This is a genomic window from Azotobacter chroococcum (assembly GCF_002220155.1).
GTDB lineage: Bacteria > Pseudomonadota > Gammaproteobacteria > Pseudomonadales > Pseudomonadaceae > Azotobacter > Azotobacter chroococcum.
The window spans coordinates 2299151-2314930 of record NZ_CP011835.1 but is presented as its reverse complement, the minus strand read 5'-3'; the positions used below and the strand labels follow the sequence as shown (position 1 = coordinate 2314930).

The following is a 15780-nucleotide window of genomic DNA, read 5'->3' as shown; positions in this document are numbered from 1 at the left end:
GTCTCCGTTCATGCCTCGCCATGCCGGCTTTCCAGTACTTGCCGGTAGAGACGCAGGTAAGGGTCTATGGTTTGCCGCCAGAAGCAGGGCACGGCCATGGCGCGGCAACGCATGGCATGGAACAGGGAGGGTGTGGCGAACACCCGGAAGGCACGCAACAGTGCTTCGCGGTAGCTGTCCAGGCTGGGCTCCTCGAATAGGAAGCCGGTCACGCCGTCCTCGATGGTATCGGCGAGTCCGCCGGTCTTGCGGGCGACGGGCAGCGAGCCGAAGCGCTGGGCATACAATTGGCTGAGGCCGCAGGGCTCGTAGCGCGAGGGCATCAGCAGGAAGTCGGCCCCGGCGAACATGCGCCGCGCGACAGTTTCCTCGAAGCCGATGTTCACCCCCACCCGGCCGGGAAAGTGCTCGGCCAGCTGGCGCATGCTGTCCTCCACTGCCGGCTCGCCGCGTCCCAGCACGGCCAGTTGCCCGCCGTGCGCGACCAGGGTTTCGGCGAGCGCATGGGTCAGGTCCAGGCCCTTCTGCTGGACCAGCCGGGAAACCACCACGAACAGCGGGCCACTGGAGCTGGAGGGTTCGAGGGCGAACTGGCGACGCACGTGCTCGGCGTGCACGGCCTTGCCTTCCCAGTCGTTGACGCCGAAGTTGCGCAGCAGGTGCGCATCGGTTTCCGGCTCCCAGCTTTCGTCGATGCCGTTGGGAATGCCGCAGAGGAGGCCATGCTCGGCCTTTTCGCGGAGGAAGCCTTCCAGCCCGCAGCCGAAGTCCGGAGTGGTGATTTCCCGGGCATAGGTGGCGCTCACCGTGGTGATGCGGTCGGCGTAGGCGATGCCGGCCTTGAGGAAGGACAGCTGGCCGTGGAATTCCATGCGCTCCATCCGGCAGGCTTCCGCCGGGATGGCCAGTTCCGCGCGGCATTCCGGCCGCCACAGGCCCTGGTAGGCGAGGTTGTGGATGGTGAACACGCTGGGAGTGCGCTGTCCGCGCCAGCGCAGGTAGGCTGGCGCGAGTCCCGCTGGCCAGTCGTGGGCGTGGATCAGGTCGGGGCGCCAGCTGATCCCGGCCTCGCCGGCGGCGAAGTCGGCCGCGGCGAGGCCCAGGCGGGCGAAGCGGATGTGGTTGTCCGGCCAGTCCTGGTTGCGGTTGTCGCCGTAGGGGCCGCCGTCGCGCTCGTAGAGTTCGGGGCTGATGAGGACATAGACGATCAGGCCGTCGTCCAGGTCGATGCGGCCGATCCGGCCGCCCGGCAGGGCGGCATGGCCGGCGAGGCTGCCGACCAGGCGGATGGGGTGGCCGCTCTGCATGACCTGACGGTAGCCGGGCAGCAGCACGCGGACATCGTGGTGAGGGCGCAGCGCCCGGGGCAGGGCGGCGGAGACGTCGCCCAGCCCGCCGGTCTTGATCAGCTCGGAGAGTTCGGAGGTGACGAAGAGGATTTTCTTCTTGCTTTCGTTTTCCTGGACGGTGCGGATCTGCGGGGCGGGCCGGCTCGCTCCGACCCGCATGGTCTGATCCTGACGTTCGATACGCTGAGCCTGCACAGCGGCGTTACTCATGGTCATCCTCCAATCAAATCTTCCTTGCCGGATCTTCCGGTCCTCCGTCGGGTAAAGAGGTGTCCGCAAGGCCCGTTGAGGTCCGCAGTCATCGATGAGTTATTAGAACCGTGCGGCCGGTGCAGCCCTCCTGGCGCAATGGCGTTCCTTCAGCGGTTTCCGAGAGGAGACATGGAGGCGTTCGCCAGAGCCATCCCGGAGCCATGACTGCCGGCGAGCGTCGGCGAACTCGCCATTCATGAAGTGTGGACGCCAATCGGCGAATAGACCTTGACCGTTGATCGAATGATTTCGCCCCCCGGAGCCTCCATGGCCGCGAGGATAGGGCGATGCTGTACTGCAACGAGAAAAGTGTGGTTCAGAAATGGATTTCCGCCAGCTTGATGCCAAGCCTCTGCAAGACTTCGATGAGCCTGTCCAACTGGCGGAAGGATTCGACTTCGTCATGCTCGTCGATCAGGAAGAAGCTGCGCCCGGTGTTCAGCTGGAAAAACGCGATCCATTCCCCGCTGCGGGCCGGATTGCGAATCAGGTGGGTGACGAAGGTGGTGCCTTCGGTCTGCAGGGTTTCGACATCCTGGCGTTTCATGGTTTCTCCGGGCGAACCGAGGGAGGGCGGCGGAGGACTTTATCATTATCATGAAATGTTAATATCACACACATGTTCCGGTTCCGGGAGGACCACTGATGATCGCGATTCGTGAGGCGTGGCAGGCCGGCCTGCTGCGGCGGGAACACTGGCTGCGCAACCTGGTGGCCGGCATCATCGTCGGCGTCGTGGCACTGCCCCTGGCCATGGCCTTCAGCATCGCCTCCGGGGTGAAACCGGAGCAGGGGATCTACACCGCCATCGTCGGCGGCCTGCTGGTTTCCCTGTTCGGCGGCAGCCGGCTGCAGATCGCCGGTCCGACCGGCGCCTTCATCGTCATTCTCGCCGGGGTGACCGCCGAACACGGGATCGATGGCCTGCAGATCGCGACCCTGATGGCCGGCGGCATTCTCCTGCTGCTTGGCATCAGCCGTCTGGGGACGGTCATCAAGTACATTCCCGATCCGGTCATCGTCGGTTTCACCGCCGGTATCGGGGTGATCATCTGGGTCAGTCAGTGGAAGGACTTCTTCGGCCTGCCGGCAGCGACGGGCACGCATTTCCACGAGAAGCTCTGGCATCTGCTGCAGTCGCTGCCACAGTTGCACCTGCCAACCACGCTACTGGCCCTGCTCAGTCTGGCGCTGGTCATCTTCGCGCCGCGTCTGCGGGCGCTGCGGCGCATTCCCGGTCCGCTGATCGCGATGGTCGTCGCCACTCTCATCCAGTCGGTCTTCCACTTCGAGGGCGTGGCCACCATCGGCAGCGCCTTCGGCGGCATTCCCCGGGGGCTGCCGCAGCTGGGGCTGCCGGAGATCACCGTGGCGCGGCTCATCGAGCTGATCGGGCCGGCCTTCGCCATCGCCATGCTCGGCGCCATCGAGTCGCTGCTTTCCGCGGTGGTCGCCGACGGCATGGGCGGAACCAAGCACGACTCCAACCAGGAGCTGATCGGCCAGGGTATCGCCAACCTGGCCGCACCGCTGTTCGGTGGCTTCGCCGCGACCGGGGCGATCGCCCGCACCGCGACCAATATCCGCAACGGTGGCAACAGCCCGCTGGCCGGCATCGTCCATGCGCTCATCCTGGTGCTGATCCTGCTGTTCCTGGCGCCGCTGGCGGCGAACATTCCGCTGGCCGCGCTGGCCGCGATCCTCTTCGTGGTGGCCTGGAACATGAGCGAGTTGAAGCACTTCAGGCGCATGCTGCAGCGGGCGCCGAAGGCGGATGTGGGCATTCTGCTGATCACCTTCGGGCTCACGGTGTTCAGCGACCTGGTGATCGCGGTGAACATCGGCATGATCCTGGCCATGCTGCATTTCATGCGCCGCATGGCGTCTTCGGTGGCGGTGCAGCAACAGCTCGAGCAGGAACTGGAGCCGGAGCTGCTCAGCAACGGCCAGACCCGGCTGCCCGACGGGGTACTGGTCTACACCGTGGAGGGGCCGCTGTTCTTTGGCGCGGCGGAAACCTTCGAACGGGCCCTGGCCAGCACCCACACCGATCCGCGCCTGCTGATCATTCGTCTGAAGCGGGTGCCCTTCATGGATATCACCGGTCTGCAGACGCTGGAGGAGGTCATCCAGCAGCTGGGCAGGCGCAGGATCCGGGTCAAGCTCTGCGAGGCGAGCGCGCGGGTGCAGGGCAAGCTGGAGCGGGCGGGAATACTGGAGCTGATCGGCGCCCCGAACTACCACGCGAGCTTTGCCGAGGCCCTGTCCGCCAGTGCGGAGAAAACGGAAGTCACGGCTTCCTGACGGTGGGAATGCGGCTCTGCGTGGCGTAGCTGACGCCATGGGCTTCCAGGTAGTCGCGGATCAACTGGCGGACGACCTGGGAGGGCGTCTGGTCCTGGGCGGCACAGAGTTCTTCAAAGGCTTTCTTCTTGACCGGGTCGATGAGTACGGTGAGACGTGCTGTCTTGCTTTCCATGGGGGAAACCCGTCGTGATCGTTGCAAAATGTCGGCATATTTTAATCAAATCCTGCATGCACCAGCTACCGGCCCTGCCGGGCCTGCGAACCCCTGCCGGTTCGTATGGTCTTGATTCATATGGTGTCTGTCATGCGCATGTGGGCACCACTCCGTTAGGATAGTGGCGTGGCGCCGGGCTACTCCGGACGCCCGATCAGATTTGCCGCCATTTGGTTTTTTAAGGATTCCCATGATCAAGAAATGCCTGTTTCCTGCTGCCGGTTACGGCACCCGCTTCCTGCCGGCCACCAAGGCCATGCCCAAGGAAATGCTGCCGATCGTGAACAAGCCGCTGATCCAGTACGGCGTCGAGGAGGCGCTGGACGCCGGTCTGACGCAGATTGCGATGGTTACCGGCCGCGGCAAACGTGCACTGGAAGACCACTTCGACATCAGCTATGAGCTCGAACACCAGATCCGCGATACCGACAAGGAAAAATACCTGATCGGCATCCGCCGGCTGATCGACGAGTGCACCTTCTCCTATACCCGCCAGGTCGAGATGAAGGGCCTCGGCCATGCGATTCTCTGCGGCCGTCCGCTGATCGGCGACGAGCCCTTCGCCGTGGTGCTGGCCGACGACCTCTGCATCAACCTCGACGGCGATGGCGTGCTGACCCAGATGGTCAAGCTGTACAACCAGTTCCGCTGCTCGATCGTGGCGATCCAGGAAGTGCCGCCGGAGGAAACCTCCAAGTACGGCGTCATCGCCGGCGAGATGATTCGCGACGACATCTACCGGGTCAGCGCCATGGTGGAAAAGCCCAAGCCGGAAGATGCCCCCTCGAACCTGGCGATCATCGGCCGCTATATCCTGACGCCGGACATCTTCGAGCTGATCGAGCAGACCGAGCCTGGCAAGGGCGGCGAGATCCAGATCACCGACGCGCTGATGAAGCAGGCCAAGGACGGCTGCGTGATGGCCTACAAGTTCAAGGGCAAGCGTTTCGACTGCGGCGGCGCCGAGGGTTACATCGACGCCACCAACTTCTGCTTCGAGAACCTCTACAAGCTCGGCAAGGCCTACTGAGTCCCGGCCGCTGCGACGGGGAAGCCACCTGCGGGTGGCTTCTCCGTTCAAGGCAGCGGTATGTGTTCCGATCCTGGCCCCAGCGGCTGGCCGTGGCTGAATTCGACATAATTGCCGGCGGGGTCGCGTAGGCCACAGTAGTAGCCGACCGGATAGGGCTCGTCGCGCGGCGGCCAGATCAGGCAGCCGGCAGCCTGGGCGTCGGCCGCGATGGCATCGACCTGCTCTCGGCTCTCCAGGGCGAAGCCGAAATGGCTGTAGTCGTCGTCCGCGAGGTTGCGCAGGCGGCCGCCCGGCATCAGCACGAAGACGAATTCGCGTTCGCGGCCGGGTTCGGCCATCCAGACGATGCGTGCGCCCTTGCCGAGGCGCTCGTGAAACACCTGCATGCCGCAGAAGCGCCGGTAGAATTCCACGCAGGCGTCGAGATCCGGGACGTGCAGGGCAAGATGGGTGAGCGTGGGGCGCATGCCGGTTTCCTCGTGATCCGGGGCGATGGGGCCAGCCGTCCGGCCGCATGGGTTATTCTGGCAGTTCGTTGAAGGGAGAACGATGCATGGCCTACGACTTCGATCTGTTTGTCATCGGTGCCGGTTCCGGCGGGGTGCGGGCGGCGCGTTTCGCCGCCGGTTTCGGCGCCCGCGTAGCGGTGGCCGAGAGCCGCTATCTGGGCGGCACCTGCGTGAACGTCGGTTGCGTGCCGAAGAAGCTCTTGGTCTATGGTGCGCACTATGCCGAGGATTTCGAGCAGGCGCGCGGCTATGGCTGGACGCCGGGCGAGGCGCAATTCGACTGGGCCGCCCTGGTCGCCAACAAGGACCGCGAGATTCAGCGCCTGAACGGCATCTATCGCAAGTTGCTGGTGGACAGCGGCGTCACCCTGCTGGAGGGGCATGCGCGGCTGACCGATGCGCACGGCGTGGAGGTGGACGGGCAGCGCTACAGCGCCGAGCATATCCTCGTCGCCACCGGTGGCTGGCCCGTGGTGCCGGACATTCCGGGGCGGGAGCATGCCATCACTTCCAATGAGGCCTTCCATCTGCCGGCCCTGCCGGAGCGGGTGCTGGTGGTGGGGGGGGGCTATATCGCGGTGGAGTTCGCCTCGATCTTCCACGGGGTGGGGGCGAAAACCACCCTGCTGTACCGCCGCGAGCTGTTCCTGCGCGGATTCGACGGGGCGGTCCGCGAGCACCTGCGCGACGAGATGACCAAGAGGGGTATCGATCTGCAGTTCAATGCCGATATCACCCGCATCGACCGCCAGGCCGATGGCAGCCTGCTCGCCACCTTGAAGGACGGGCGCAGCCTGGAGGCCGACTGCGTCTTCTATGCCACCGGCCGTCGGCCGATGTTGGACGATTTGGGGTTGGAAGATGTCGGGATCGAGCTGGACGAGCGGGGCAGCATCCGGGTCGACGAGTTGTACCGCAGCAGCGTGCCTTCCATCCTCGCCATCGGCGATGTCACCGGCAAGGTTCAGCTCACGCCGGTGGCCCTGGCCGAAGGCATGGCGGTTGCCCGCCGGCTGTTCAAGCCGGAGCAGTATCGCCCGGTGGACTATCGCCTGATCCCCACGGCGGTGTTCAGTCTGCCGAACATCGGCATCGTGGGCATGACCGAGGAGCAGGCGCGCGAGGCCGGACATCAGGTGAGCATCTTCGAGAGCCGCTTCCGCCCAATGAAGCTGACCATGACCGACAGCCAGGAGCGCAGCCTGATGAAGCTAGTGGTGGATGCCGACTCCGACCGGGTGCTCGGCTGCCACATGGTCGGTCCGGAGGCTGGCGAAATCCTTCAGGGGCTGGCCGTGGCGCTCAAGGCGGGGGCCACCAAGCAGATGTTCGACGAGACGCTGGGCATTCACCCGACGGCAGCGGAGGAGTTCGTCACCATGCGCACCCCCGTGCAGCGCTGACGGCGAAGTGCCGGATACTACCGATGGCTGGAGTCAGTGATGCGCTTGTCCCTCGCTGGCAGGGGCATCGCTGCGGACCTCGACTTCGACCTCCACCTTGCCGGCCTTCTCGAATTCCAGGGTCAGTGGGAAGCGGCTACCGACCGGCAGTGGACTCTTCAGGCCGAAGTACATGACGTGATGTCCGCCTGGTGCAAGTTTCACTTCCGTGCCGGCAGGAATGGCGAGCGAGTCGATGCGCTGCATGCGCATGACTTCACCCACCTTGGCGTGGGTGTGCAACTCGGTTTTGGCCGCGCTCGGAGTGGCGGCGCCGATCAGGCGATCCTCCGTCCGGCTGTTGTTCTTTACGTTGAAATAGACGGCGCCGGCCGGTGCGCTGGGCGGCAATGCCCGGGACCAGGGGGTGCCAATCCGCAGTTCGCCAACCTGGTAGTCGGTGGCGAAGACAGGGCTGCAGGAGAGGGCGAGAAGGGAGGAAAACAGGATGCGAGCGAACATCAGGCGACTCTCCGGCAGGATGAGGTTCGGAAACTTAGCATGAGCGCTCAGCGAAATTCATCCCTCCTCACGTGGGTTTTCCATCGCCATGCTTCTTGGCCGAGGATAGCCTTGGCTCATGAGGGGACGTTTGCCGGCCACAAAATCAAAATCCCTGCTATTTCATATTCATTGTCCAGTTATCTCGGAGTCGTTTCAAAACAACCGTTTGACACTAGGGAGCGATCCGGTAAAAATTGCCGTCCGCATTCATGCGGAGGTGTGGCCGAGTGGTTTAAGGCAGCGGTCTTGAAAACCGCCGAAGGGGAGACTCTTCCGTGAGTTCGAATCTCACCGCCTCCGCCACCTTCTGGCCGAATCGATTGGCCTGTCCTACTGGCAAGTGGCTGGCTGATCCTTCTGAGAGTTTGGTTCAGGCCAGATTTTCTCCAGGCAGGTCGCTCGCAGTCTGCGCTGACGCGAAACGAGGTGTCCGTTGATTAGGGTGCTTGTGGTCGATGATCACGATCTGGTTCGAGCCGGCATCACCCGGATGTTGGCCGATATCGACGGCCTGCAGGTGGTCGGACAAGGAAGTTCTGGCGAGGAGGCCCTAAAGAAGGCACGTGATCTCAAGCCCGATGTGATCCTGATGGATGTCAAGATGCCAGGCATCGGTGGCCTCGAGGCGACCCGCAAGCTGCAGCGCAGCAATCCTGACATCAAGGTGATTGCGGTAACCGTCTGTGAGGAAGATCCCTTTCCCACGCGTCTCATGCAGGCCGGAGCGGCCGGCTATCTGACCAAGGGGGCGGCCCTCGACGAAATGGTTCAAGCCATTCGCCAGGTCTTTGCTGGACAGCGCTATATCAGCCCGCAGATTGCCCAGCAGCTGGCCTTGAAGTCCTTCCAGCCGCAGCAGGGCGGCTCTCCCTTCGATCTGCTCTCCGAGCGGGAGATCCAGATCGCCCTGATGATCGCCAATTGCGAAAAGGTGCAGAGCATTTCGGACAAGCTCTGCCTCTCGCCGAAGACCGTGAACACCTATCGCTATCGCATCTTCGAGAAGCTCTCCATCACCAGTGACGTGGAGCTGGCGCTGCTGGCCGTGCGCCACGGTATGGTCGACGCATCCAGTTGATGGGGCAGCAAGCCTTCGATAGCGCAGCCTTTCTGGCCCACTGTAGCAGTCATCCTGGCGTCTATCGGATGCTGGATGCGGAGGGGAAGCTGCTCTATGTCGGCAAGGCCAGGAATCTCAAGAAGCGGCTGTCCAGCTATTTCCGCACGACCGGGCTGGCGCCGAAGACGGCCGCTCTGGTCGCGCGGATAGTTCAGATCGAAACCACCATCACCGCCAACGAAACCGAGGCGCTGCTGCTGGAGCAGACCCTGATCAAGGAGTGGCGGCCACCGTACAACGTCCTGCTGCGTGACGACAAATCCTATCCCTATGTATTCCTGTCCGATGGGGTATTTCCACGGCTCGGCATTCACCGGGGAGCGAAGCAGCAGAAGGGGCGTTATTTCGGCCCTTATCCCAGCGCCGGCGCCATACGCGAAAGCCTGGGGCTCCTACAAAAGGCCTTTCTGGTTCGCCAGTGCGAGGATAGTTATTTCAAGAACCGGACTCGCCCCTGTCTGCAGTATCAGATCAAGCGCTGCAAGGGCCCCTGTGTCGGTCTGGTCGATCCGGCCGAGTATGCCGAGGATGTTCGTCATTCGATAATGTTTCTCGAGGGGCGCAGCAATGCTCTGGCCGAGGAGCTTTCGGCGGCGATGGAGCAGGCGGCTGCTCGTCTGGATTTCGAGCGTGCTGCCGAGTTGCGCGACCAGATCGCCCTGCTGCGTCGGGTGCAGGATCAGCAGAGCATGGAAGGTGGCAGTGGCGATGTGGACGTGCTGGCCGCAGTGGTCAAGCCCGGCGGCGCCTGCGTGCACCTGATCAGTGTGCGTGGAGGGCGTGTGCTGGGCAGCAAGAACTTCTTCCCGCAAGTGGGCATCGAGGAGGAGGTGGGAGAGGTTCTGGCTGCCTTTCTCGGCCAGTATTACCTGGCCAGTCCGGAGCGCGATCTGCCTGGCGAGATCATCGTCAATGCCATGCACGAAGATTTCTCCGCGCTCGCCTCAGTCTTGGGCGAGCAGCATGGCCGCGAACTGCACATCAGGCACCGGGTGCGCGCCACCCGGGCACGCTGGCAGCAGTTGGCGCTTGCCAACGCGGAGCAGGCGCTGTCTGCGCGTCTGGTGCATCGCCAGCATCTGGCGGACCGCTTCGAAGCCTTGGCTGAGGCGCTCGACCTGGACGCGCCACCCCAGCGCATGGAGTGCTTCGACATCAGCCACTCGAGCGGTGAGGCGACTGTCGCGTCCTGCGTGGTATTCGGGCCTGAGGGTGCCCTGAAAGGAGAGTATCGTCGCTACAACATCGAGGGTGTCACTGCCGGCGACGATTACGCGGCCATGCAGCAGGCGCTGACCCGGCGCTTCGGCAAGTTGCGGGAGGGGGAAGGAAAGCTCCCCGACATCCTCCTGGTGGATGGCGGCAAGGGGCAGCTGGCAATAGCGCAAGAGGTTCTGCAGGAGTTGGCTGTGCCGGATCTGATCCTGCTCGGGGTGGCCAAGGGCGTCACCCGCAGGCCCGGATTGGAAACCCTTTATTTGAACGATGCTGCCCATGAGTTCACATTGCCGGCCGATTCACCAGCTCTGCATTTGATTCAGCAGATCCGCGACGAGGCCCACCGCTTTGCTATTACCGGGCACCGGGCACGGCGCGGCAAGGCGCGGCGCACCTCCAGCCTGGAGGAGGTCGTCGGGGTTGGGCCGAAGCGCCGGCGCGAGCTACTCAAGTATTTCGGCGGGCTTCAGGAACTCTCCCGAGCCAGCATCGACGAAATCGCCAAGGCGCCGGGGATCAGCAAAAAGCTCGCCGAGTCGATTTATGCAGCCTTGCACAGCGAGTAGAATGCCGGCTTACTCCGCAGCCCAGTCGTGCCGATGAACATCCCCAACATTCTCACAATTCTGCGCGTTCTGCTGATCCCGGTTTTCATCCTCTTGTTCTATCTGCCGTTCACCTGGAGCTACCTGGCAGCCAGTGCCGTATTCACCTTTGCGGCCATTACTGACTGGTTCGATGGTTATCTTGCCCGGCGTTTGCAACAGAGTACCCCCTTTGGCGCCTTTCTCGATCCGGTAGCAGACAAGCTGATAGTAGCCGTGGCGCTGGTGCTGTTGGTGGGGGAGCATGCCAATCTTTGGCTGACCCTTCCGGCCATCATTATCATTGGTCGCGAAATTATGGTGTCAGCCTTGCGCGAATGGATGGCTGAGCTGGGGGCGCGAGCGCAAGTTGCGGTTTCGAGCCTGGGCAAATGGAAAACTACGGCGCAAATGGTGGCTCTGGTTTTGCTTCTCGCCAATCCGCCGTTGCTGACCTTCTGGGTCATGCTTGGCTACGCGTTGCTAATCGTCGCAGCTGCACTCACGCTATGGTCCATGACCCAGTATTTATTGGCAGCCTGGCCTCACCTCACGAGTACAGTTGAAAAAAAATAAGTTTTTGAATCAAAGGCTTGACTGGGCGCTGCGAATCTATAGAATGGCGCCCGTCACCAAGACGCGGGAATAGCTCAGTTGGTAGAGCACGACCTTGCCAAGGTCGGGGTCGCGAGTTCGAGTCTCGTTTCCCGCTCCAGTTTTCTTTGTGTGAAGATTCCGCTTAGGCGGTTTCTCGATTTAAGGCCGGGTGGCAGAGTGGTCATGCAGCGGATTGCAAATCCGTGTACGCCGGTTCGATTCCGACCTCGGCCTCCATCATATTGAAAGCCCCTGCAAGTTTTTATTTGCGGGGGTTTTTGCTTATGTGCTCGGTTAAGTGCTGTCAAGGCGCTGTATATTACATTGTCTCATGAGGTAGGGTTGTATATATTCCTACGCGCTTTGCGCAGGGGTATTTTCTGCAGGCGTTCTGCCCGGATGGCGAAATTGGTAGACGCAAGGGACTTAAAATCCCTCGCTGGCAACAGCGTGCCGGTTCGATCCCGGCTCCGGGCACCAGTAATGGCGCGGCCTACGTGGTTTTGAATGACCGTTCATCTGGTCCGCAATTTAATGCGTGGTCCTCAATTCTCCCTATTGGTCCGTATACAAAGCCTGCTGAATGCCACGAAAGGCATTCGACGATCAGCTCCCAACTGTCGTTGGTTCGTCGAGGCAGTGTTCTGGCTGCTGCGCAGCGGCGCCCGATAGTGGATGTTTCCCTGCCGCCTTGGCTTCATGGAACAGTGTCTTCAAGCGCTTTGCCCGTTGGCGCCGGCTCGGCGTTCGGGATGGCCCCGCCCGGTATTAACCCAGGGCGCCGATCTCCACTATGTCTGTATCGATAGCTTCATCGTTCAAGCCAATGCCGTGCGGGCGGGGGCTTGATTTGCTCCAGGGTTCGTAACATGCGAATTTCGTGATTGCTCAATGAGTTCCGTATCTTGGCTGGTGGCAGAATGCTTTTGCTGAGATCGAACTTGACTGATGAGTAGGAGCGGGAAGAAACGAGATGGGCGAGCTTGCCGAGAAGGTTCAGCGGGAATTGATCGAGGCCATCGATAACGATGAGCTGATATTGCCTACATTGCCCGAGGCGGCGCTGGAGGTGCGTGAGGCTGCGCGTGATCCGGAGATCAGCATCGGCGCCCTGGCGAGAGTGATCGGACACGATGCGGCGTTGAGCGCACGGCTCATCAAGGTGGCGAACAATCCGCTGATGCGTGCCAACAGGGAAATCACCGACCTGCAGACAGCCATCAGTCGCCTGGGCATCAACTATACCTGCACCCTGGCCACGGGCCTGGCCATGGAGCAGATGTTCCAGGCGACTTCACCTGTGGTAGACCGCAAGATGCGTGAGGTCTGGAGGAAGAGCAGCGAAGTTGCCGGCATCTGTTACATGCTCTGCCGTCATTACACCCGCCTGGTGCCCGACCAGGCGACCCTGGCCGGCCTGGTGAGCCGGATCGGCGTTCTGCCCATTCTCACCTATGCGGAAACCCACGACGAGCTGCTGGCCGATCCAGCCGTCCTCGACCAGATCATCGAGCAGACCCACCCGAGCCTTGGCGACAGGATTCTGCGCAGCTGGGAGTTTCCCGTCTCTATCACCGGCGTTCCCGGCGAGTACCTGAACTTCGCCCGGGATTCTGCCCAGGTGGATTACGTGGATATAGTCCAGGTGGCGGAGCTGTTGAGCCATGTCGGTACCGAGCATCCCTTCACACGGCTCGACTGGAGGGGAATTGCGGCGTTCGCCAAGCTTGGCCTCGATCCCGATCTGGACGTGCAGGCCGATGAAGACCTGAGCGATTCGATGGAAGCAGCGATGGGCATGCTGCAGTAAGGCCGGAGTCCGCCCGTCAGCCGGCTCGGCACAAGGCCTCGCCGGCTGCCGAGGGCAATCAGAACTGATCGTCGGCCAGTTCCAGGAGCGGGGCGCTGCCGGCGCGGATGACGGCATCCAGGGAGTGGATGCGTGGCAGCAGCTTGCTGAAGAAGAACTGCGCAGTAGACAGCTTGGCGTCGTAGAAGGCCTCATCGCTGGCGCGGCTGGCCTGGGCCACGGCGGCCATGTGTGCCCACATGTAGGCATAGGCGACGTAGCCGAACAGGTTCAGGTACTCCACTGCCACGGCACTGACCAGTGCCGGATCCTTGCCAGCCTGCTCGAGCAGCCAGGCGCTGATGCTCTCCAGGCGTTCCAGGGCGGTCAGCAGCTCGCTGGCGAACGGCCGGGGCGCGGCCGGCGTGTCGACGAAGGCGCGAATCTCCGCGGCGAAGAGGCGCAGTGCCGCGCCGTCGTTGGCCACTACCTTGCGGCCCAGCAGGTCGAGCGCCTGGATGCCGTTGGTGCCCTCGTAGATCTGCGCGATGCGCACGTCGCGCACCAGCTGCTCCTGCCCCCATTCGCGGATGTAGCCGTGACCGCCGAACAGCTGCTGGCCATGGATGCAGCTTTCCAGCCCGGTATCGGTGAAGAAGGCCTTGGCGATGGGAGTGAGCAGCGCCACCAGCGCTTCGGCGCGGCGGCGCTCGTCGGCATCCTCGGCATGCTTGGCCAGGTCCAGCTGCTGGGCGACGTAGGTGGAGAAGGCCCGTCCACCCTCGGTCAGCGCCTTCATGGTCAGCAGCATGCGCCGCACATCGGGGTGGACGATAAGAGGATCGGCGCTCTTCTGCGGTGCCTGGGCACCACCCGGGGCGCGGCCCTGCAGGCGTTCGCGGGCATAGGCCACGGCATTCTGATAGGAAGCCTCGGCGCAGCCGATGCCCTGGATGCCGATGGACAGGCGCTCGTAGTTCATCATGGTGAACATGGCGGCCAGACCCTTGTGGGGCTCGCCGACCAGGTAGCCGGTGGCGCCGTCGAAGTTCATCACGCAGGTGGCCGAGGCCTTGATGCCCATCTTGTGTTCCAGCGAGCCGCAGGACAGGCTGTTGCGCGCGCCGAGGGCACCATCGGATCCGACCAGGAACTTGGGTACCAGGAACAGCGAGATGCCCTTCGAGCCGGCCGGTGCGTCGGGCAGGCGGGCCAGCACCAGATGGACGATGTTCGCCGTCAGATCCTGTTCGCCGCCGGTGATGAAGATCTTGCTGCCGCTGATCGCATAGCTGCCGTCGGCCTGTGGTTCGGCGCGGGTGCGCAGCAGCCCGAGGTCGGAGCCGGCATGGGCTTCGGTCAGGCACATGGTGCCGGCCCATTCGCCGCTGTACAGGCGCGGCAGGTAGAGCTGCTTGAGCTCCTCGCTGGCGTGGGCGTCCAGTGCCAGGCAGCAGCCGGAGGTCAGCGCCGAATACAGGGTGAAGCTGGCGTTGGCGGAGTAGAGCATTTCCTCGAACTGCACGGCGAGCATCTTCGGCATCCCCAGGCCACCGTAGGCGGGATTGCCGGCCAGGCCGACCCAGCCGCCCTCGATGTAGGTGGCGTAGGCTTCCCGGAAGCCGGCCGGGGTGCTGACGACGCCGTTGTCCCAGTGCGCGCCTTCCTCGTCGCCGCTGCGGTTGAGCGGGGCGAGCAGTTCGCCGGTGACCTTGGCGGCTTCCTCGAGAATGGCGTCGGCGGTCTCGGCATCCACCGTCTCGGCCAGCGCGGGCAGGCGTGCCCAGAGCTGGCCGGCGGCAAACACCTCATGCAGGACAAAGCGCATGTCGCGCAGGGGGGCGTGGTATTCGGGCATGACGGACCTCGTTTTCTTGTCATGAAACGGTCGCCCGGTGCGGTCCGGGCGGCCGGTGTCGAGAGCGCGGCTCAGGCGTGGACGTGAAAGCCGCGGCCGCTCTTGCGGCCCAGGTAGCCGGCCGCGACCATTTCCTTGAGCAGGCTGGCCGGGCGGTACTTGGGATCGCCGAAATCGCGGTAGAAGGTTTCGAGAATCGCCAGCAGCGTATCCAGGCCGATCAGGTCGGCCAGCGCCAGGGGGCCGATGGGGTGGTTGCAGCCGAGCTGCATGCCGGTGTCAATGTCCTGGGCGCTGGCCAGGCCTTCCTGGAGAACGAAGATCGCCTCGTTGATCATCGGACAGAGGATGCGGTTGACCACGAAGCCCGGGCTGTTGCGCACCGAGATGGCGGTCTTGCCGACATGCTCGGCGAATTCCAGTGCCCTGGCATGGGTGGATTCAGACGTCTGCAGACCGCGAATGACCTCCACCAGGGTCATGAGCGGTACCGGATTGAAAAAGTGCAGGCCGATGAAGCGTTCGGGGTTGCTCAGCGCACTCGCCAGTTGGCTGATCGACAGTGAGGAGGTGTTGCTGGCAATCAGGGCGTCAGGCTCCGTCACTTCCTCGATCAGGGCGAGGATCTGCCGCTTGAGGTCGAGATTCTCGGTAGCCGCCTCGATGACCAGGCTGCTCCCGGCAAGGGCGCCGTAGCTGGTCTGCGGATGGATGCGGGACAGGGCGGCCTGCTTGTCCGCTTCACTGATCAGGCCCTTCTTCAGCTGCCGCTCCAGGTTGTTGGAGAGGGTGGCGAGACCGCGCTCGAGGGCCGTGTCGGAGATGTCCACGAGGGTGACCGGAAGGCCTGCCAGCGCGCAGACCTGGGCGATGCCGTTGCCCATGGTGCCGGCGCCGATGATCGCGATGCGCAGATCGCTCGTGCTCTTCAGATGATCGTTCATGCTTGGTTTCCGTGTTGACGGGGTTGGCTGATTTCCTGGTGGTTTCGACCCGTGCGCCCG

14 protein-coding genes and 4 tRNA genes are annotated in these 15780 nt (G+C 63.2%); 11 read left to right on the top strand and 7 right to left on the bottom strand.

Annotation, left to right across the window (positions count from 1 at the left end; translation table 11 throughout):
• Positions 1–8: 8 nt before the first annotated feature.
• Entirely contained in the window at positions 9–1559 is a 1551-nt protein-coding gene (glgA, locus tag ACG10_RS10665; RefSeq protein WP_198318929.1) for a glycogen synthase GlgA, read from the bottom strand.
• 358 nt (positions 1560–1917) lie between these two features.
• The gene (locus ACG10_RS10660) at positions 1918–2148 is read right to left on the bottom strand and encodes a hypothetical protein (RefSeq protein ID WP_089168208.1); all 231 of its coding nucleotides are present in this window, start codon (positions 2146–2148) and stop codon (positions 1918–1920) included.
• Between the two features lie 98 nt (positions 2149–2246).
• On the opposite strand from ACG10_RS10660, the gene ACG10_RS10655 reads away from it, so the two are divergent.
• Positions 2247–3905, top strand: a complete 1659-nt coding sequence (locus ACG10_RS10655) for a SulP family inorganic anion transporter (RefSeq protein WP_198318928.1) — start codon at positions 2247–2249, stop codon at positions 3903–3905.
• Here the strand turns inward: ACG10_RS10655 and ACG10_RS10650 are convergent.
• Entirely contained in the window at positions 3892–4080 is a 189-nt protein-coding gene (locus ACG10_RS10650; RefSeq protein ID WP_039804002.1) for a ribbon-helix-helix protein, CopG family, read from the bottom strand. The genes ACG10_RS10655 and ACG10_RS10650 overlap by 14 nt on opposite strands.
• Positions 4081–4312: 232 nt before the next feature.
• Between ACG10_RS10650 and galU the strand changes: the two genes are divergently transcribed.
• On the top strand, positions 4313–5152 hold the full coding sequence (galU, locus tag ACG10_RS10645) for a UTP--glucose-1-phosphate uridylyltransferase GalU (protein WP_089168206.1): 840 nt from the start codon (positions 4313–4315) through the stop codon (positions 5150–5152).
• 47 nt (positions 5153–5199) lie between these two features.
• Here galU and ACG10_RS10640 read toward each other — a convergent pair whose 3' ends face one another.
• The gene (locus ACG10_RS10640; RefSeq protein ID WP_089168205.1) at positions 5200–5622 is read right to left on the bottom strand and encodes a VOC family protein; all 423 of its coding nucleotides are present in this window, start codon (positions 5620–5622) and stop codon (positions 5200–5202) included.
• Positions 5623–5708: 86 nt separating this feature from the next.
• Between ACG10_RS10640 and gorA the strand changes: the two genes are divergently transcribed.
• Positions 5709–7067 (top strand): glutathione-disulfide reductase, encoded by a 1359-nt coding sequence (gene gorA / locus ACG10_RS10635; protein WP_089168204.1) that lies wholly within the window; start codon positions 5709–5711, stop codon positions 7065–7067.
• A 33-nt stretch (positions 7068–7100) separates the two neighbouring features.
• On the opposite strand, the gene ACG10_RS10630 is transcribed toward gorA, so the two are convergent.
• Positions 7101–7568: a copper chaperone PCu(A)C gene (locus ACG10_RS10630; RefSeq protein ID WP_089168203.1), complete on the bottom strand. Its 468-nt coding sequence runs from the start codon at positions 7566–7568 to the stop codon at positions 7101–7103.
• Between the two features lie 255 nt (positions 7569–7823).
• On the opposite strand from ACG10_RS10630, the gene ACG10_RS10625 reads away from it, so the two are divergent.
• From ACG10_RS10625 to ACG10_RS10590, 8 genes are all read left to right on the top strand, one after another.
• Positions 7824–7913: transfer RNA gene (locus ACG10_RS10625), tRNA-Ser, on the top strand.
• 130 nt (positions 7914–8043) lie between these two features.
• Positions 8044–8688, top strand: a complete 645-nt coding sequence (gacA, locus tag ACG10_RS10620) for a response regulator transcription factor GacA (protein ID WP_089168202.1) — start codon at positions 8044–8046, stop codon at positions 8686–8688.
• Positions 8688–10514 (top strand): excinuclease ABC subunit UvrC, encoded by a 1827-nt coding sequence (gene uvrC / locus ACG10_RS10615; protein ID WP_089168201.1) that lies wholly within the window; start codon positions 8688–8690, stop codon positions 10512–10514. The genes gacA and uvrC overlap by 1 nt, the downstream gene beginning before the upstream one ends.
• A 33-nt stretch (positions 10515–10547) precedes the next feature.
• Entirely contained in the window at positions 10548–11108 is a 561-nt protein-coding gene (pgsA, locus tag ACG10_RS10610) for a CDP-diacylglycerol--glycerol-3-phosphate 3-phosphatidyltransferase (protein ID WP_039804014.1), read from the top strand.
• A 63-nt stretch (positions 11109–11171) separates the two neighbouring features.
• Positions 11172–11247 (top strand) — tRNA-Gly (locus ACG10_RS10605).
• 45 nt (positions 11248–11292) lie between these two features.
• Positions 11293–11366 (top strand) — tRNA-Cys (locus ACG10_RS10600).
• A 156-nt stretch (positions 11367–11522) separates the two neighbouring features.
• Positions 11523–11609: transfer RNA gene (locus ACG10_RS10595), tRNA-Leu, on the top strand.
• Between the two features lie 493 nt (positions 11610–12102).
• Positions 12103–12939 (top strand): HDOD domain-containing protein, encoded by an 837-nt coding sequence (locus ACG10_RS10590; protein ID WP_089168200.1) that lies wholly within the window; start codon positions 12103–12105, stop codon positions 12937–12939.
• 58 nt (positions 12940–12997) lie between these two features.
• Here the strand turns inward: ACG10_RS10590 and ACG10_RS10585 are convergent, their stop codons facing one another.
• Together ACG10_RS10585 and ACG10_RS10580 are read right to left on the bottom strand one after the other, a co-directional pair.
• A complete protein-coding gene (locus tag ACG10_RS10585; RefSeq protein ID WP_089168199.1) occupies positions 12998–14776 on the bottom strand; it encodes an acyl-CoA dehydrogenase C-terminal domain-containing protein in 1779 nt (592 codons plus the stop codon).
• Between the two features lie 71 nt (positions 14777–14847).
• On the bottom strand, positions 14848–15720 hold the full coding sequence (locus tag ACG10_RS10580) for a 3-hydroxybutyryl-CoA dehydrogenase (RefSeq protein ID WP_089168198.1): 873 nt from the start codon (positions 15718–15720) through the stop codon (positions 14848–14850).
• Between the last annotated feature and the right edge of the window lie 60 nt (positions 15721–15780).